Source organism: Pseudoduganella sp. RAF19, assembly GCF_052114165.1.
Lineage (GTDB): Bacteria > Pseudomonadota > Gammaproteobacteria > Burkholderiales > Burkholderiaceae_D > Rugamonas.
In genome coordinates, this window is sequence record NZ_JBFREF010000012.1 from 123498 (window position 1) to 141252 (window position 17755).

Consider the following 17755-nt stretch of genomic DNA (forward strand, 5'->3'; position numbering starts at 1 on the left):
CCATCGATTAACTGACTTTGAAAGGAAACATCATGATCGTGATTACGGGCGCATCGGGCCAACTGGGCCAACTGGTAATTGAAGGACTGCTGGAGAAAGTGCCGGCAGGGCAGATCGTGGCGGCAGTGCGCGATCCGGCCAAGGCGTCCGCCTTGGCTGCGCGCGGCGTGGTGGTGCGCCGTGCCGACTATAACGATCCGGCGTCGCTGGATGCGGCCTTCGACGGCGCGCAGAAAGTGCTGCTGATTTCGTCCAGCGAGATTGGCCAGCGTGACGCCCAGCATCGTAATGTGGTCGATGCGGCCAAACGCGCGCAGGTGAAGCTGCTGGCCTACACCAGCGTGCTGCGTGCGGACACTTCGCGCCTCGGCCTGGCGGCGGAACACGTGGCCACCGAGCAGGCGATCCGCGCCAGCGGCCTGCCATTCTCCTTCCTGCGCAACGGCTGGTACTACGAGAACTTCAGCTCGCGCATCCAGGCCGGCGCAGCGCATGGCACGGTGGTGGGCAGCTCGGGCAATGGCCGTATCGCGGCAGCGGCACGCGCCGATTATGCGGCGGCGGCAGTGGCGGTGCTGACGGCGGCAGCGCCGGAGCCGGTGTACGAGCTTGGCGGCAGTGCGCCGTTCACCCTGGCCGAGTTGGCTGCCGAAGTGGCGCGTCAATCCGGCCGCGAGGCTGCGTATCAGGATCTGCCGCAGGCGGAGTTCAAGAAAGTGCTGCTTGGCCTGGGTGTGCCGGAAGTGTATGCCGAGCTGATTTCGGATTCCGACGCCGCCGCAGCGGGCGGTGCGCTGGATGACAACACGCGCACCCTGGAGCGCCTGATTGGCCGCGCGCCGCGCACGCTGGCGGATGCGGTAAAAGCAGCGCTGTAATGCAAAACGCCGCAAGCTCGTGAAAGCTTGCGGCGTTTTAGCGGAATTCTGTGGTGCCCACGGAGGGACTCGAACCCCCACACCTCGCGGCACATGGACCTGAACCATGCGCGTCTACCAATTCCGCCACGTGGGCACTGGTACTGCAGTGACTTTGAAAACAGCGTTTGGTGCCCACGGAGGGACTCGAACCCCCACACCTCGCGGCACATGGACCTGAACCATGCGCGTCTACCAATTCCGCCACGTGGGCGCTGTTTTCTTTGTCTCCGTTGCGGTGTTCAGCAACAGAAGGCACGCATCTTAAAGGTCGAAGCGGTTTCGGTCAAGTGCAATTTGTGCTTTTGTGAAATTATTTACCACGCCTTGTCAGAAAAACTCGTCCAGCATCAGGTGGAAGCGTAATTTGCGCTGGTCCGGCTGGCGGACGCCATAGCTTTCGAACATCTGCCGTTGCAGGTCCGGCCCGAATTCGCCCAGGCAGTTGTGCAGGATGGCCAGGTCCTGATAGCGGTCGGCGATGCCGGCGCGGCCAACATCGATGCAGCCGGCCACTTCGCCATCCTGCACAAATAGGTTATCCAGCGAGAAGTCGCCGTGGGTGACGACAGGATCGGCGGCCATTGGCAGCAGGTCGGTCATCTCTTGCCAGACCTGGGCTGCGGTTTGGCCGGCGCGCTCGTCGTCGAAATCGTCTTCATCAACCAGCCCGGCGACCATGCGCGCGTGGGCACGGGCGAGGCGGAATTCGAGGCTGCTGTTGAATGGGCAATCGGTGACGGGGATGGCATGCAGTCGCTGCAGGAATCGGCTAATGGCGTCGACGATGGCGGGGCCACGTTCCGGTGCTGCGGCGAGCAGTTCGTAGGCGGTCCGGCCGGGCAGGGCGTCCATCAGCAGCCAGGCTTCGCTGGCGTCGCAGCTGAATTGGCGGACGGCGGGAACGGCGATATGCGCCGAGAGCCAGCGCAGGCGGGTGGTTTCGGCAAGCAGGTCGTCGGCGACAGTTCCCCGGCCATGCTTCAGATACAGGTCTGGCTGACCGTGAAGATGGTAGACGGCGCCGCCGGATTCACCAACAGTGTTGCGCGACCAGGTATAGCCTTCGATGTGTGCCGCAATGCTGGCAGGTACTGGCACGGCGGCGCAGGGATGTTCACGGTTCAAGCGAGGACTCCGGGTGGATCGCGATGGTTGTCGATCTTAACATCACGCGAGCACTGCTTGTGGTGCAGGATCAGGTGCAACAGACCGCCGGCCGGGCGGCCCATGAAGCGGGTCAGGCACGTCGGCGCTGTAGAAAAGAAAAACGCCGCAAACTCATGAAAGCTTGCGGCGTTTTTCGCGGAATTCCTGGTGCCCACGGAGGGACTCGAACCCCCACACCTCGCGGCACATGGACCTGAACCATGCGCGTCTACCAATTCCGCCACGTGGGCATTACTGTGCGTTGCAACAGCGGGGCGCATTGTGACCGACGGCGAGGCTGGCGTCAATAGCAACTGGTGCATCAAATTCATAAGCGCTCGCGTCGTGCACTTCCCATTCGCCGTCGCCCATCAGACGCAGCACGTGGGTGTGGTGGCGCAGCACGGCGGCGCGGTGTGCGACGCTGATCAGCGTGGCGCCACTGTCGCGCAGGCGCGCGTAGAGCGAGGCTTCGTTGCCGCTGTCGAGTGCGCTGGTGGCTTCGTCGAGGATGACGATGTTTGGCTTGTGCACCAGCACGCGTCCGAACGCCAGGCGCTGCTGCTCGCCGACCGATAGCAACTTTTCCCAGTCATTGACCGCATCCAGGCCGCCCACGCGCTCGACCAGTCTGGGCAGATGAACCTGTTCCAGTATTTCCAGCAACTGTTCGTCGCTCAGGTCTGACTCGACGCTGGGGTAGATGAGCTGGCTGCGTAGCGTGCCCGATTGCAGATAGGGTTGCTGCGGCAGGAAGAAAAAGTCCTCGATGGGCGGTTGATGAATCACGCCGCTGCCTGTATTCCACAAACCCGCTATCGCACGCAACAGCGAGCTTTTGCCGCAGCCGCTGTCGCCGGTAATGAGCAGGGCATCGCCTGGCTTCAGGATCAGGCTCAGTTCCTTGATGAGCACGCGTTCGGATTGCGGGGGATGCAGCGTCAAGGCTTCCAGCGCGAGATGCTCGCCTGGGCGCGTTTGAATGCGCGGATGCTGCTTGTCGTCGGTCTTGCTTGCCGGGCTCGGCTCCACGAGGTTGGACAATGCCTGCAAGCGCCCAATGCCTGCCACGAAGCGGCTCAGGCTTTCGAAGTTTTCGACAATGACGCCCACGGCCGCGAGCACCGCGGTAAACGCACCGGTTGCTTGTACCGCCCGTCCCACTTCCAGCTCGCCGGACAGAACGCCTCCGGCCAGAATAACGCCCGGCAGCACCAGCGTGAGCTGGCTGAAGGAGCGCTGGAAGAAGTTCAGCGCACGCTGCTTCTTGATCAATCTCGCAAAATTGTGAAAGACCTTGTCGAACTTGCTGTCGATGTGCGCACGCTCCTGCGCTTCGCCGCGATAGAAGGCAATGGATTCCGCATTCTCGCGCAAGCGCATCAGACTGAAGCGGAAGTCCGCCTCGCGCCGCAGCTGCCAGAAGTTCAGCTGAATCAGCGGCGTGCCGAAAATATAGATGGCAACGACCGTGCCCAGCAGCGCGTACACGGTCAGCACTGCCACCAGCATGTGCGAGATTGACCACAGCACGGCACTGAAGGCCACCAGCTGCATGATTGAGCCTAAAAAAATCAGCAGGAAGTTGATGGACCTGCCGGTGAAGGTGTTGATGTCTTCGCTGATACGCTGGTCGGGATTGTCAATTTCGCCGTCCGCACCCAGCTCATAATATTTGCGCCCCTTCAGGTAGCCATCAAGGAAATGGCTGGTGAGCCAGCGCCGCCAGTGGTTGGCGAAGAGGTCGCGCATGTAGTAATAGAAGGCGTAGACGGGCACGGCAACCGCCAGAATAAAAAGGCAGGCCCGCACCGAATTCCAGAATCTGCCGCTATTTCTGGCCGCCAGCGCAGAGGTCATTTCGCCAGTCTGGTTGTTCAGCATGACTGCCAGTTTGGTGTCGATCAGCATCAGGACGATCAGCAGCAAGAGCAGGCTCCAGGCCTTCGCCTTTTCGTCCTCCAGCCAATAAGGCTTCGCGACATTGACGAACTGCTTCCATGCGGCGAGCGACAGCAAGGGAACCCGGCGGCGTTTTTTCGGCTTTGCCGCAGTCTCATCGGCTGGTGCTTCATTGGTGGCTGAAGTGCGCGTGCTCATCGTCAGTAAATTGCAAAATGGCTATATGCTGAGCATACGACTCGCCGCAAACCTGTTCGGTGCGGAAACGGACATAGCGTGCGCGCCATGAGGCTACGTCCCGAGCTCTTCCAAGTGACATTGTGTGCACTTTGTCCGATTGCTGATCTGTAGACTAGGAGAATCAATAATTCATTGCGGCCAAATGAAACCGCTTCGCTTTCATCCCCTCGCTGCGTTCACGGCGGCAATCTTCGTGGCGGCTACAGTCGCAAATTTTTTGACTTTGGACTGGCGCCGCGCTCCAATCTCCTACGCCATTGGTTCTGCGCTGCTGGGCAGCCCATTCGCGGTTCTGCTCGTTGCGCACGCCACTATCGCGAGAACTCGCCGGCGCCACGTCTATCTTGCCGCGGGAACGGCGCTATTCATTTTTCCCTGGTAATGAGGTGGCGGCGCCAGCGGAATGAGGGCGGCAAAGTTTTTTCTTGTGCTTGTCGATTTCCTGCGGCATGGTTCGTCGTCGGGATGGAAGTACACAATTCGATCCACTTTTTAAAGAGGCGACATCATGAACAAGCTGGTCATCTTCAACCTGCCGGTCAGGGATCTGGGCAAGTCCAAGGCTTTCTTTTCCGCACTCGGTTTCAGCTTCAACGGGCAATTCAGCAATGAGAACGCGGCGATGATGGTTGTCGTCGAAGACGCGATCAACGTCATGTTGACGACCGAAAGCTTCTTCAAGTCGCTCATCAACAAGCCGGTGGTCCGGGCGACCGAGGCGAATGAGGTGGTGATCTGCCTGAATTGCGAGAGCAGGGAAGAGGTGGACAGTCTGATCGCCAAGGCCACAGCCGCCGGCGCCCGCATTCCGCATCCGCCTGAGGATCACGGCTTCATGTACGACCAGGGCTTTGAGGACATCGATGGCCACCTGTGGAACCTGGTGTGGATGGCGCCGCAAGCCTGACCGGGCTGGAAATGAAAAAAGCCGCAAGACTCGAAAGAGCTTGCGGCTTTCTTACGGAATTTTTGGTGCCCACGGAGGGACTCGAACCCCCACACCTCGCGGCACATGGACCTGAACCATGCGCGTCTACCAATTCCGCCACGTGGGCATTGCAACTTCTGCTATTATAACGCCCTGGAGAGTTTTGCGCCAGATGAACTTTCGTTCCACGCTGCACATCAACCCTTTACTGCGCCCCCGCATTGCTGCGAGAGAGCGTGATTATAGAGGAATATTTTCAGATGTCAAAGGCCAGCGAGCATATTTCACTCGTTAGGAATTCAGGCCGACCTCCGGTACACTACGAGCAATAATAAAACGACCGAATCTCTTTTGAACCAGTCTACACACACCATTCCGAGCCGAGAGGATATCCTCGGCATCTTCCGCAGCGCGAAAGCGCCGCTCGACCTGCGCGCATTGGCGCTGCAGCTCAAGGTGAAACCCGATTCCCATGCGGTGCTGACGCGCCGCCTGAACGCCATGGAGCGCGACGGACAGATCATGTCCGACGTGAATGGCTTCTATGTATTGGCCGATCATTCCGAATTTGTCGCCGGGCGCGTGAGCAGCCACCGCGATGGCTATGGCTTCGTGATCCCCGACGAGCCGGGCGAGGACATCTTCCTCAACGAGCGCGAGATGCAGAAGGTCCTGCACAGCGACAAGGTGCTGGCCCGCGTCACCGGCTACGACCGCCGCGGCCGTCCGGAAGGCACGATCGTGGAAGTGGTCGAGCGCGGCACCACCCACATCATCGGCCGCCTGCTGAAAGATAACGGCGTCTGGATCGTGGCGCCGGAAGACAAGCGCATCAGCCAGGACATCCTGGTGGAAGGCGGCGTCGGCAAGGCCAAGAGCGGCCAGATCGTCAGCGTTGAACTGACCGAGCAGCCGGCGCGCTTCAAGCAGCCGGTTGGCAAGATCGTGGAAGTGCTGGGCGATATGGACGACCCGGGCATGGAAATCGAAATTGCCGTGCGCAAGTTCGGCGTGCCGCATGTGTTCTCGGACGCCGCGCTGAAGCAGGCCGCCAAGCTGCCGGATTCGGTACGCGAATCCGACTGGGGCGAGCGTGTCGATCTGCGCGACGTGCCGCTGGTGACCATCGACGGCGAAGACGCGCGCGACTTCGACGATGCCGTGTATTGCGAGCCGGTGAAGATCGGCCGCAGCAAGGGCTATCGCCTGATCGTGGCAATTGCCGACGTCTCGAATTACGTCAAGCCGAACGATGCGCTGGATACTGATGCGCTGGAACGCAGCACTTCGGTCTATTTCCCGCGCCGTGTGATTCCGATGCTGCCGGAGAAGCTGTCGAACGGCCTGTGCTCGCTGAATCCGCGTGTGGACCGTCTGACCCTGGTGTGCGATGCCGTGATTACGGCGCAAGGCGACATCAAGGCTTACCAGTTCTATCCGGCCGTGATCCACTCCGCCGCGCGCTTCACCTATACCGAAGTGGCGGCCATTCTGGGCAACACCAAGGGACCGGAAGCGGCGCGCCGTACCGAGCTGGTGCCGCACCTGCAGAATCTGTACGACGTCTATCACGCGCTGCTCAAGGCCCGCCTGGAGCGCGGCGCGATCGACTTCGAGACCACCGAAACCTACATCGTCTGCAACCCTTCCGGCAAGATCGAGAAGATCATCCCGCGCACCCGTAACGATGCGCACAAGCTGATCGAGGAATGCATGCTGGCGGCGAACGTGTGCGCGGCGGATCTGCTGCTGCGCCACAAACACCCCGGCACCTACCGCATTCACGCCAGCCCGACCAAGGAAAAGCTCACCCAGGTGCGCGACTTCCTGAAGCAGGTTGGACTGTCCCTGGGCGGTGGCGATACGCCAGTGGCGCGCGATTACGCGGAGCTGATGAAAAAGGTCAAGGAGCGTCCCGACGCGAACCTGCTGCAAACCATGCTGCTGCGCTCCATGCAGCAGGCGGTCTACAGCCCGGACAATATCGGCCACTTTGGCCTGGCGTATGAGGCCTATGCCCACTTCACCAGCCCGATCCGCCGCTATCCGGACTTGCTGACGCACCGCGCCATCAAGGCGGTTTTGCAGGGCAGGAAGTACGAGCCGAAGATCGCCGACAAGAGCGTGCTGAATACCACGATCTCGAACGCGCAGCGCCGCCAGCAGCTGAAGGACAAGCAGGAAGGCCGGGAGCCGAAGAAGGCCTCCGGCGACCTGACTGTGTGGGATGCGCTGGGCGTGCATTGCTCGGCCAACGAACGCCGTGCCGATGAAGCGTCGCGCGACGTGGAAGCCTGGCTGAAGTGCTACTTCATGCAGGACAAGCTGGGCGAAGAGTTCAGCGGCATCATCACCGGCGTGACCACCTTTGGCGTGTTCGTGCAGCTGGACCAGCTGTTCGTGGAAGGCCTGGTGCACATCACCGACCTGGGCGCGGACTACTTCCAGTACGACGAAGCGCGCCATGAACTGCGCGGCGAACGCACCGGCAAGCGCTATCAGCTGACCGGCCGCGTGAACGTGCAAGTGGTGCGCGTGGACCTGGAATCGCGCAAGATCGACCTGCGCCTGGCCGACAGCGAAGTGATGTCGATGCCATCGCCGAAAAAATCCGGCCGCGGCAAAGGCGGCGGCCTGGTAGGCTCCTTCGGCGATTTCGATACCTTCGAGGACGAAGAGGGTATGGTGCCGCGTGGCCGCAAGCCTAAGGCCAAACCGGCGCCAAGCATCAGCCCGCGTGGCGCGGCGCCGACCAAGGCGCCGGCCGCACGCGCCAAAGGCCGTACGCAGGCCGCACCGGCGGCGCCAGCGTTCAAGCGCAGCAAGCCCAAGACCAACCCGAAGGCTGCACCACGCGTGACCAAGTCCGCGAAGAGCAAGAAGAAACGATAACCACCCCGGCGGCGCCGGCGCGGCGCCGATATTGGGGCCGCGCTGCGGCGTAGGGCGGATCATCGATCCGCCATTGCGTCCCATCCCGCGCCGCTAACGCACCCGAGAGCACCATGAGCAAGAACAAAATGATTTTCGGCTTCCACGCCGTCACCTCGCGCCTGCGCCACGAAGCGTCCAGCGTTGAAGAGATTTTCGTGGACGCCACGCGCGACGACCGCCGCATGAAAGACCTGATCGCCAACGCGAAAGCGGCTGGCGTGCGCGTGATGCCGGTTGAATCGGCCCGTCTCGACAAGATCGTCGGCACCCGCCGCCACCAGGGCGTGATCGCCTTCGCGTCCCAGCTGGCGCTGGCGCGCAACCTGGACGAGCTGCTGGACGCCATCGACGGCCCGCCGCTGCTGCTGGTCCTGGACGGCATCACCGATCCGCACAACCTGGGCGCCTGCCTGCGCGTGGCCGACGGCGCCGGCGCGCATGCGGTGATCGCACCGAAGGACCGCTCGGTGGGCCTGAACGCGACCGCCGCCAAGGTGGCTTCCGGTGCGGCGGAGACGGTGCCGTACATTACCGTGACCAATCTGGCGCGCACCCTGCGCGAACTGAAGGAACGCGATATCTGGCTGATCGGCACGTCCGATGATGGCGAGAAGGGCTTGTACGAAGGCGACTACCGCGGCCCGACCGCGATCGTGATGGGCTCGGAAGGCGAGGGCATGCGCCGTCTGACGCGCGAGACCTGCGATGTGCTGGTGTCGATTCCGATGTTCGGTTCCGTTGAGTCGCTGAACGTGTCGGTGGCCTCGGGCGTCTGCCTGTACGAAGCGCGCCGCCAACGCATCGCTTCTGAAACCTGACCCAAAACCGGGTGGCAGGCACGATGTGCCTGCCACCTGCCTTTGCCTCGGGTTTGGCCATCTGCACGGGCGTTGCGGATGCGTTATGATGGATTTCTGAACAATCACGCGCGCCCCCTATGTTTTCCCACCTCCGCGACGACATCAACAGCATCATCGAGCGCGACCCTGCCGCGCGCAATGGCTGGGAGGTGCTGACCTGTTATCCGGGCCTGCACGCGATCGTGGTGCACCGCTGGGCGCACTGGTGCTGGCATCACCACATGAAGTGGCTGGGCCGCTTCCTGTCCTATCTGGCGCGGATTGTCACGGGCATTGAAATCCACCCCGGCGCGAAAATCGGCCGCCGCGTCTTCATCGACCATGGCTTCGGCGTGGTGATCGGCGAAACGGCCGAGGTAGGCGACGACTGCACTATTTACCAGGGCGTGACGCTGGGCGGCACCACGCTGCACACGGGCACCAAGCGCCATCCGACGCTGGCGCGCGGCGTGATCGTGGGCGCCGGCGCCAAAGTGCTGGGCGGCTTTACGGTGGGCGAATATGCCAAGGTTGGTTCCAACGCCGTGCTGCTGAAGCCTGTGCCACCGGGCGGTACGGCAGTTGGCAATCCCGCGCACATCGTGCAAAAGGACCAGCAGCGTATCAGCCCGACCGAGCGCCTGTTTGCCGCGTATGGCGTGACGCCGAACGGCGACGACCCGCTGTCGAAGGCGCTGCATGGCCTGATCAATCACGCTGTCACACAAGAGCAGCAAATCGAGCGTATCGTGGCCACCATGAAGGCGGCCGGGCTGCATTGCGAAAGCATCGAGGCGTGCGATAAATTCGATCCCGCACAGCTGAATAAACTCGTGGATTAAGGAGACTGCTTTGGACGATATTCTGGACCCCTTTGAAATCCGCGTACTGGCCGTACTGGCCGAGAAAGAAGGCCTCACGCCGGATAACTATCCGCTGTCCCTGAACGCGCTGACCAATGGCTGCAATCAGCTGTCGAGCCGCGATCCGGTGATGCAGTTGTCGGAAGACACGGTAGCCGATGTGCTGGCGCGTCTGACCGAGAAGAAGCTGGTCAATTCCGTCAACCAGTCCGGCTCGCGCGTGACCAAGTACGAGCACCGCATGCGCATCAAGTGGTCGCTGGAGCAGGACAAGGTAGCCATCATGGCGATCCTGATGCTGCGTGGTTTGCAGACTGCGGGCGAGATCCGCACCCGCAGCGGCAGGCTGTATGAATTCAAGTCGGTGGCCGAGGTGGAAACCGGCCTGCAGTTTTTGATGGATAAATATCCGCCGCTGGTGGCCTCGGTGCAGGCGCCGGGCACGCGCGAACCGCGCTACGGCCAGCTGCTGGGCGGCGAGGAATCGCTGGCGCGCGATGCGACGGCGGGTGCTTACGGCGGCTCGGCGCACGCGCCAGCCGGCGCAGGTGGCGGTACTGCGGACAGCGGGCGCAGTGGCGGCGCCGACAGCGAGCGCGTCGCAGCCCTGGAGCGCGAAGTGCATGCGCTGCGTGCCGAGATGTCCGCGCTGACGGCGGCTTTCATCGCCTTCAAACGCTCGTTTGAGTAATTAGTATGTTCCAATCCCTATAGTAGCTATTGTTGCGCAAGCGCATCACTAGTGATTGTGGCCTCCCGGGCGACGTTGATATGCTGAGTCCATAACAATATCGACGACTCTGGGAGGGGAACATGGAATTGCTTCGCCGCTTGTCCATCCGGCACAAGCTTCTGCTCAGCATGGGCCTGTGCCTGCTGCTGTTCATCGCTATCTCATCGACTCTTAGTATCATGCAGACCAGCCGGGCGGCGCGCGAACGCGTCGGCCAGCACGAGCTGCCGGCCCAGGTGGCGGCCATCCGCAACGACGTCCTGCACCAGATCGCGACGCCACTGGCGGTATCTCAAACGGTCGCCAACAATACCTTCCTGTATGCCTGGGAAGATGCGGGGCTGGGCGACGAAGGCGTCGACAACTGGGTGGCGCTGGCGCGCAACCTGAAAGCGAAGAACAATGCGGCGACCGTGTTCTGGGTGTCGAAGGCGACCGGCAAGTATTATACCGACAAGGGCTATGACCGCACCTTGAAAGAAGGCGAGGGGCGCGACGCCTGGTTCTACGGCTTCCTGAACAGTAATGCGCCGTACGAGATGGTGATCGACAAGGATGTCAGTGCCGATTCCTATATGTTGTTCATTAACTCGCGTGCGCAAACGCCGGGCGGCAAGCTGGCGGTTGCCGGCCTGGGCCTGGCGGTCAACACGCTGGCGCAGACGGTGCGCAACTACAAGCTGGGACAATCCGGCTATGTGTACCTGGTGCGCGCCGACGGTACCATCCTGATTCACCGCGATCCCAAGCTGGTGGACGGCAAGCACCAGCTGAAAGATATGCCGGGCATGTCGGCCGATCTGGCCAGGCGCCTGCTGGGCGGCGCGGCTTACACCGCGGACCACTACAAGGCTGACGGCGGCGAGCAATTGGTGGCGTCGTCCTTCATCCCGGAGGTGAATGCCTATCTGATCGCGCAAGTGCCGGAAGCCGAAGTGCTGTCCGGGATCGTGCGCGGCGCGGCCATGACTTCGCTGATTGCGGCCGTGATTGGTGGCGGTGTGGGCATGCTGGCCATCTTCGTGATCAGCCGCGCGATCGCAGCGCCGGTGGCGCAGGCGGCGCAACTGCTGGAAGATATTGCCAGCGGCGGCGGCGATCTGACGCGCCGCATGCCGGTCGAATCGCAGGACGAAATCGGCGCGCTGGCGGCAGCATTCAACCGCTTCGTCGAATCGCTGAATACCACCATCCTGCGCGTGCGCGAAAGCAGCCGCGCCATCGCCGACGCCACGGGCGACATCGCCAGCGGCAATATGGATCTCTCGGCGCGCACTGAGGCGCAGGCCTCCAATCTGGAACAAACGGCAGCGGCAATGGAAGAGCTGACGTCCACCGTGCATAACAACGCAGCGCACGCGGAAGAAGCGAACAAGCTGGTGGCCAGCACCTCCGATTCCGCCAAACGCGGTGGCGAGGTGGTGGGGCAGGTGGTGGAGAAGATGGCGTCCATCACCGCCAGCTCGAACAAGATTGCCGACATCATCGGGGTCATCGACGGCATCGCCTTCCAGACCAATATCCTGGCTCTGAATGCAGCAGTGGAGGCAGCGCGCGCCGGCGAGCAGGGCCGCGGTTTTGCCGTCGTGGCCAGCGAGGTGCGCAACCTGGCGCAGCGCAGTGCGGCAGCGGCCAAGGAAATCAAGGAGCTGATCACGGCCTCGGTGCAGCACGTGGCGGATGGCGGCAAGCTGGCCGATTCGGCGGGCGTGGCCATGCACGATATCGTGCGGTCGGTGCGCGAAGTAACAGGACTGATGGCGCAGATTGCGGGCGCCAGCCAGGAACAAAGCCTGGGCATCGATCAGGTGAACGAGGCCGTGGGCCAGATGGACGACACCACCCAGCGCAACGCCGCGCTGGTGGAGCAGGCGGCAGCAGCGGCGCAGTCGCTGAGCGAGCAGGCGGCCCAGCTGGAGCAGGTGGTTGGCCTGTTCAAACTGGATGCCACCCCGAGACTACGTTAAACGAGAGAACACATGAATCGATTCTTCAAGGCGGCTGGTGTGGTGGCCCTGGCACTGGGCGCGGCCCAGCCGGCGGCGGCGTTTGACTGGAGCGATACTTCCGTGGGCTACCGCTATGGGACCAAGTTCGCCGAGCCGTACAACCCGAACGACATCCACAAGCATATCGTTTTCCTGACGCACGCCGACGGTTATCAGTATGGCGGCAATTACATGAACCTGGACGTGCTGAAGTCCGATGACCGCGACGACAACGCGACCGAGGCCTATCTGCTGTACCGCCACACGCTGGACGTCGGCAAGGTCACCGGCCACGAATTCAAGGGCTTCGGCCTGCGCGGCCTGGGGCTGACGGCGGGCTTCGACATCAACCACAAGAACGACAAGAGCTACGCTTCGCGCAAGCGCATGCTGGTGGCGGGACCGACCCTGATGGTGGATGTGCCGGGTTTCCTGAACGTGAGCTTGCTGGCGATCTGGGAGAGCAATGCGCCGATCGGCGTCGCCAGCCGCTATCACTACGACACGCATGCGATGCTGAATGCTTCCTGGGGCATTCCGCTGGGCGGCAGCGGCTGGTCGTTCGAAGGCTATGTGAACTACATCGGCAGCAAGGGCCGCGATGAATTCGGTGGTCCCACCGGCGCTGAAACGAATCTGGACATGCAGGTTATGTACGATTGCAGTTCGGCGGTGGGTTTGAAGGCGGGCAAGCTGAAGGCGGGCTTCGAGTACCAATACTGGCGCAACAAGTTCGGTAATCCTTCGAACGTGCCGGGCAGCCTGGCGCAGACCCCGATGGTCCGCGCCGAGTACCATTTCTGATTTAGCTTGCTTCGCTCCAGCGGCGGACCCACACCGCCGCAATGATCATCGCCACGCCGGCAATCACACCGCTCCACAAGGTGCCGGAACCCAGCGATGTCCAGGCTTGCTGGAAGAATTCCATCGCGACGCGGATCGGCTGGTCGTGCGGGCTGGTCTGCTCCATGGCTTCGCGGGCATGGTCGCTGAAGATGATCCACTGGCCCGGCACAACGCTCAGCAGCAGGCGCATCACGACGTTGTCCCAGAACCATTTGGCGAACAGCGGCAGATGGAACACGCGCTCGATCCAGATCAGCAGGCCGCCGGCCAGCATCGGACCAGCCACGGCCCACAGGAAGGTCTTGCTGCGCGCCCAGCTCGATACCAGTAGCAGCCAGCCAACCGAGGGCAGCGCCCACAGCATATAGATCGGCACCAGCGACAGCATGCGCAAAGGCGTGAGCCAGAACTGGCCGGAGCTGAACAAGGCGCCGAACAGATTGGCGCCGTGCGACGCCAGCACCAGGCCCGCCATCAGCATGATCAGCAGCGACGCGGCAAAGGCGACGCCGAGCACAATCAGCGGCACCACCAGCAGCGCGATCACGGCTTTCGACAGTACTGTTTGCGCATCCGACACCGGCAGCGATTTCCAGAACAGGATGCTGCGGTCGCGGCGCTCGTCATGCAGGGCGCCCAGGCAGTAGAAGAACACCAGGAAGCCGAGCATGGCGTAGACCGGAATCGCCACCATCGGGAAGGCAGCCGCCGCCACCTGGGCAATCTGCGCCCGTTCTTCGGGGGCGATGTCGACCGTGGTCATGCTGTTGAAGGCGTGGCCATTGACTTCGAAGCCGACGTTGTGCCCGGCCATCAGCATCACGGCGCTGATCAGCACCAGCGCCACGCCCACCGCCAGCGGCGCCCACACCAGCATGCCCTTGTGCTCCCAGTATTCGCGCTGGAGCAGCCATTTCATCGTTTTCATTCGTAGGTTCCTTTCATGCTGGCCACGAAGAGATCCGCCACGCTGGGCGTACGCATCTCGCCGAAGCGCTCCAGCTGGTGGCGCGAGACGCCGTCAAACAGCATCACAGCCTTGCCGAACACGGTGCGCTGCGACAGCGGCTGCAGCGCGCTGGCGGCAGTGAGAAATTCCGGCTGCACCATGACTTCGGTGTAGCGGTCGCCGATTTCGTCCATCGAAGCGGCGAGCGTGATCTTGCCTTCGCGGATGAACATCAGGTCGGACAGGATGTGCTCCACTTCCTCGATCTGATGGGTGGTGATGACGATGGTCTTGTTCTCGTCGAAGTAGTCTTCCAGCAGGTTCTGGTAGAACTGCTTGCGGTACAGGATGTCCAGGCCCAGCGTCGGTTCGTCCAGGATCAGCAGCTTGGCGTCGATGGCCATCACCAGCGCCAGGTGCAGCTGCACGATCATGCCCTTGGACATGGCCTTGACCTTGGTGTCCGGCTTCAATTTGGTCGCGGCCAGATATTTCTCGGCCTTGGCGCGGTTGAAGCGCGGATGCACGCCCTCCACGAAATTGATGGCGTCCTTGACTTTCAGCCAGCGCGGCAGGATCGCCACGTCGGCGATGAAGCAGACATCCTTCATCAGCTCATCGCGGTGCTGGCGCGGGTCCATGCCCAGCACAGTCAGCTCGCCCTCGAATTGCGTGAGGCCGAGGATGGCTTTCAGCGTGGTGGTCTTGCCGGAACCGTTGGGGCCAATCAGGCCGACGATGCGGCCGGGCTGCACTTCAAAGCTGGCGGCATCCAGCGCAGCCGTCTTGCCGTAACGCTTGCTGAGGTTTTTCGCCGTAATCAGCGCACTCATGCCCGGCCTCCGTTCGGCGCCGGCGGTACGGCGGCGGCGCGCAGCAGTTGTTCGATGTCCAGGCCCAGGCGGCGAATGCGCTCGACCATCGCAGGCCATTCTTCGCGCACGAAGCGATCGCGTTCGGTGGACAGCAGCTTATCGACAGCGCCTTCTGTGACGTACATACCTAATCCCCTCCGTTTTTCTACCAAGGTTTCATCAACCAGCTCCTGATAGGCTCGGGAGACGGTGATCGGATTCAACTGATAATCGGCGGCGACCTGCCGTACAGAGGGCAGGGCGTCTCCCGGCTTCAGCAAGCCGTCCAGCATCATGCCGATGACCCGCTCCTTGAGCTGGCGATAGATCGGCGTGTTTTCATTCCACATACTGCGGCTCCTCCAGTGGTGTGTTAATGGACTGGTGTTGTAGTGAACTATAACACTAAAACTTCGCCGCGCAAGTGTTTATTTTGCAATATGACGAGGCGGAAGGGAATATCTGCTTTGCTTACTAAGTACGCATCAACGCCAGCGCATCCGGCACCGCTGCGCCGGATGCTGTGTTGTCGAAGATGCACCAGGCGTCCTGTTGGGTGGCCAGCCATTCGCGCACACGCGCCAGGCGCTCCGGCTCGTAGGACGAAAAATAGATGCGCGGGCTGCCGTGCAAGCGCACGTAGGCCGTCGCCGAAGTCGCGGCATACGGTCCCGGCTCGCCGACTGGCGGGTCCGCGATCACGCGCGTTACGCCGAATTCGCGCAGCAGCGCGGTCGCGGGATCGGCGAACCACGTCCCGTGCCGCGCTTCGCAAGCGAGCAGGCAATCGAAACGCGCCCGCAGCGCGGCCAGCGCCGCCTGCGCTGTCGTGGCCTCAAAAGCCAGCGACGGCGGCAACTGCACCAGCACGCATCCCAGCTTTGCGCCCAATGCGCCTGCCTCGCCGGCGAAACGGTCCATCAGTGTCTCGGCGCCGAGCAGCCGCGCCTCGTGCGTGATGGTCTTTGGCAGTTTGACGGCAAAACGGAATTGGTCAGGCACGCTGTCGGCCCAGCGCGCATAAGTCTCCGGCTTGTGCGGACGATAGAACGATGAATTGATTTCAACCGCATTGAACACGGCTGCATAACGCTGCAGCGTACTGCCATCGGCGGGAAAAGAGCCCACGTCCGCACGCGGAATCGACCAGCCGGCAACACCCAGGCGTAAACCATTCATCGCTAATCCCCGTTAAGATGCGGTCAACTCTAAAACAAAGGATCTTGCATGACCGTCATCCGCCGCACATTCATCGTTGCCGCCTGCATTGCCGCCGCCACGCTGGCAGGTTGCGCGTCCATCATTGGCCCGCGCGACATCGACGTCCCGATGGCCCGCCTGCAGCACGGCCTGGACAAACGATTCCCCGTGCATCACCGTGCGCTTGGCCTGTTCGACATTGAACTGGTACGTCCCCAATTAAGCACGGACGGCGGCGCCGATCGTCTCGCGCTGAGCACCGACCTTTCCGTCAATTCGCTGCTGGCGCGCAGCGGCTGGCAGGGCAGCCTGACATTGTCGGGTTACCTCAAAGTCGACAACGTGCGCAACGCCGTCTATCTCGCCGATGCGCGCATGGACAATTTCATCATTAACGGCATGGACGAGCACACCCAGGCCAAGCTGGGCGCCATCGGCAATGTGCTGGCCGATTCGCTGGTGCGCGATGTGCCTTTGTACACATTCAAGCCGGAAGACTTGCGATATGCAGGCGTCCAGTTCCAGCCAACCAGCATTCGTGCAACAGCGGACGGGCTCACAATCCATCTTGAACCGGTTCGTGAAGGGCGCTAAGCCAGAAATAAGCGGACATTGCTTATAATGAACTCCATCAAATAATTCGGAGTCTCAGCAATGCCGTTTATCGGAGTCGGCCTTCACATCCTGGTCGCGATCTTCTTCGCTATCCACGCCATCCGCAGCCGCCAGCAAATGTACTGGCTGCTGATCCTGTTCAGCTTCCCGCTGCTGGGCAGTGTCGTGTACTTCTTTGGCATCTACCTGCCGAATTCGCGTATCGAACATGGCGCGCGCAAGGTTGTGGCGGCCACCGCGAAAGCGCTGGACCCGACGCGCGAACTGCGCGATGCGCGTGCCGCATTCGATTTCACGCCGACCGCGCAGAATCAGATGCGCCTGGCCGCAGCGCTGCTCGAGGCTGGCGAGGCGCAGGAAGCCGCCAAGACGTATGAAGCTTGCCTGCAAGGCGCCTTTGCGAGCGACATGGACATTCGCCTTGGCGCCGCACGGGCCAATATCGCCTGCGCGCGTCCCGCCGAGGCGATCACGCATCTGGAATTTATTCGCCGCACCGACCGCAACTTCCGTCCCGAGCAAACCAGTGTGCTGCTGGCGCAAGCCCTGGCTGCCGCTGGTCGTAATGACGAAGCACGGGCGGAATTCGAGTCGGCCGTGGACCGCTTCGGCAGTTTCGAAGCGCGCGCCGAATTCGCCATCTGGGCTGCCAATATGCGCGAGTATCAACTGGCCCAGCGTCTGCAGAATGAACTGCAGAAGACCATGGATCACTGGAACCGCCACACGCATTCCATGAACCAGCCCCTGATCCGCCGCCTTAACGCGGCCTTCGCCACGCTGCCGCGCAGCTGAGCA

16 protein-coding genes and 4 tRNA genes are annotated in these 17755 nt (G+C 62.0%); 10 read left to right on the forward strand and 10 right to left on the reverse strand.

Translation table 11 applies throughout. From position 1 onward, the window contains the following. Positions 1-32 precede the first annotated feature (32 nt). Positions 33-878 (forward strand): NmrA family NAD(P)-binding protein, encoded by an 846-nt coding sequence (locus AB4Z19_RS27430; RefSeq protein ID WP_442036720.1) that lies wholly within the window; start codon positions 33-35, stop codon positions 876-878. Positions 879-929: 51 nt separating this feature from the next. On the opposite strand, the gene AB4Z19_RS27435 is transcribed toward AB4Z19_RS27430, so the two are convergent. From AB4Z19_RS27435 to AB4Z19_RS27455, 5 genes are all read right to left on the reverse strand, one after another. Further along, positions 930-1014, reverse strand: a tRNA-Leu gene (locus tag AB4Z19_RS27435). Between the two features lie 32 nt (positions 1015-1046). Further along, a tRNA-Leu gene (locus tag AB4Z19_RS27440) sits at positions 1047-1131 on the reverse strand. 116 nt (positions 1132-1247) lie between these two features. Next, positions 1248-2045 carry an APH(3')-I family aminoglycoside O-phosphotransferase gene (locus tag AB4Z19_RS27445; RefSeq protein WP_442029137.1) on the reverse strand — a complete coding sequence of 266 codons (798 nt, stop codon included), beginning with the start codon at positions 2043-2045 and terminating at the stop codon, positions 1248-1250. 187 nt (positions 2046-2232) lie between these two features. Further along, positions 2233-2317 (reverse strand) — tRNA-Leu (locus AB4Z19_RS27450). 1 nt (position 2318) lies between these two features. Continuing rightward, positions 2319-4166, reverse strand: coding sequence for an ABC transporter ATP-binding protein/permease (locus AB4Z19_RS27455; RefSeq protein WP_442036722.1), 1848 nt, complete (start codon positions 4164-4166; stop codon positions 2319-2321). Positions 4167-4716: 550 nt separating this feature from the next. Between AB4Z19_RS27455 and AB4Z19_RS27460 the strand changes: the two genes are divergently transcribed. Beyond that, entirely contained in the window at positions 4717-5115 is a 399-nt protein-coding gene (locus AB4Z19_RS27460; RefSeq protein WP_442029800.1) for a VOC family protein, read from the forward strand. A gap of 63 nt (positions 5116-5178) precedes the next feature. Here AB4Z19_RS27460 and AB4Z19_RS27465 read toward each other — a convergent pair. Then, positions 5179-5263, reverse strand: a tRNA-Leu gene (locus tag AB4Z19_RS27465). Between the two features lie 224 nt (positions 5264-5487). Between AB4Z19_RS27465 and rnr the strand changes: the two genes are divergently transcribed. The 6 genes from rnr (at position 5488) to AB4Z19_RS27495 (ending at position 13297) form a co-directional block, all read left to right on the forward strand. Next, positions 5488-8028 carry a ribonuclease R gene (gene rnr / locus AB4Z19_RS27470; RefSeq protein WP_442036724.1) on the forward strand — a complete coding sequence of 847 codons (2541 nt, stop codon included), beginning with the start codon at positions 5488-5490 and terminating at the stop codon, positions 8026-8028. A 113-nt stretch (positions 8029-8141) separates the two neighbouring features. Beyond that, positions 8142-8888, forward strand: a complete 747-nt coding sequence (rlmB, locus tag AB4Z19_RS27475) for a 23S rRNA (guanosine(2251)-2'-O)-methyltransferase RlmB (RefSeq protein ID WP_442027861.1) — start codon at positions 8142-8144, stop codon at positions 8886-8888. A 119-nt stretch (positions 8889-9007) separates the two neighbouring features. Next, positions 9008-9751, forward strand: a complete 744-nt coding sequence (gene cysE / locus AB4Z19_RS27480; protein WP_442027860.1) for a serine O-acetyltransferase — start codon at positions 9008-9010, stop codon at positions 9749-9751. A gap of 19 nt (positions 9752-9770) precedes the next feature. Further along, entirely contained in the window at positions 9771-10463 is a 693-nt protein-coding gene (locus tag AB4Z19_RS27485; protein WP_442036758.1) for a YceH family protein, read from the forward strand. Positions 10464-10585: 122 nt separating this feature from the next. Further along, positions 10586-12472, forward strand: coding sequence for a methyl-accepting chemotaxis protein (locus AB4Z19_RS27490; RefSeq protein WP_442036726.1), 1887 nt, complete (start codon positions 10586-10588; stop codon positions 12470-12472). Positions 12473-12484: 12 nt separating this feature from the next. Further along, positions 12485-13297, forward strand: coding sequence for an outer envelope protein (locus tag AB4Z19_RS27495; protein WP_442025427.1), 813 nt, complete (start codon positions 12485-12487; stop codon positions 13295-13297). 1 nt (position 13298) lies between these two features. Here AB4Z19_RS27495 and AB4Z19_RS27500 read toward each other — a convergent pair whose 3' ends face one another. The 4 genes from AB4Z19_RS27500 to AB4Z19_RS27515 form a co-directional block, all read right to left on the reverse strand. Beyond that, entirely contained in the window at positions 13299-14267 is a 969-nt protein-coding gene (locus AB4Z19_RS27500; RefSeq protein WP_442025428.1) for a hypothetical protein, read from the reverse strand. Further along, positions 14264-15121: an ABC transporter ATP-binding protein gene (locus AB4Z19_RS27505; protein WP_442025429.1), complete on the reverse strand. Its 858-nt coding sequence runs from the start codon at positions 15119-15121 to the stop codon at positions 14264-14266. Before AB4Z19_RS27505 ends, AB4Z19_RS27500 begins: the two co-directional genes overlap by 4 nt. Beyond that, entirely contained in the window at positions 15118-15492 is a 375-nt protein-coding gene (locus tag AB4Z19_RS27510) for a GntR family transcriptional regulator (RefSeq protein WP_395407349.1), read from the reverse strand. The genes AB4Z19_RS27505 and AB4Z19_RS27510 overlap by 4 nt, the downstream gene beginning before the upstream one ends. 124 nt (positions 15493-15616) lie before the next feature. Beyond that, complete coding sequence (locus tag AB4Z19_RS27515; protein ID WP_442036728.1) at positions 15617-16321, reverse strand: DUF72 domain-containing protein; 705 nt, start codon at positions 16319-16321, stop codon at positions 15617-15619. 48 nt (positions 16322-16369) lie between these two features. On the opposite strand from AB4Z19_RS27515, the gene AB4Z19_RS27520 reads away from it, so the two are divergent. Then, a complete protein-coding gene (locus AB4Z19_RS27520) occupies positions 16370-16936 on the forward strand; it encodes a DUF1439 domain-containing protein (RefSeq protein ID WP_442025431.1) in 567 nt (188 codons plus the stop codon). A gap of 60 nt (positions 16937-16996) precedes the next feature. Continuing rightward, on the forward strand, positions 16997-17752 hold the full coding sequence (locus AB4Z19_RS27525; RefSeq protein WP_442025432.1) for a hypothetical protein: 756 nt from the start codon (positions 16997-16999) through the stop codon (positions 17750-17752). Positions 17753-17755 lie beyond the last annotated feature (3 nt).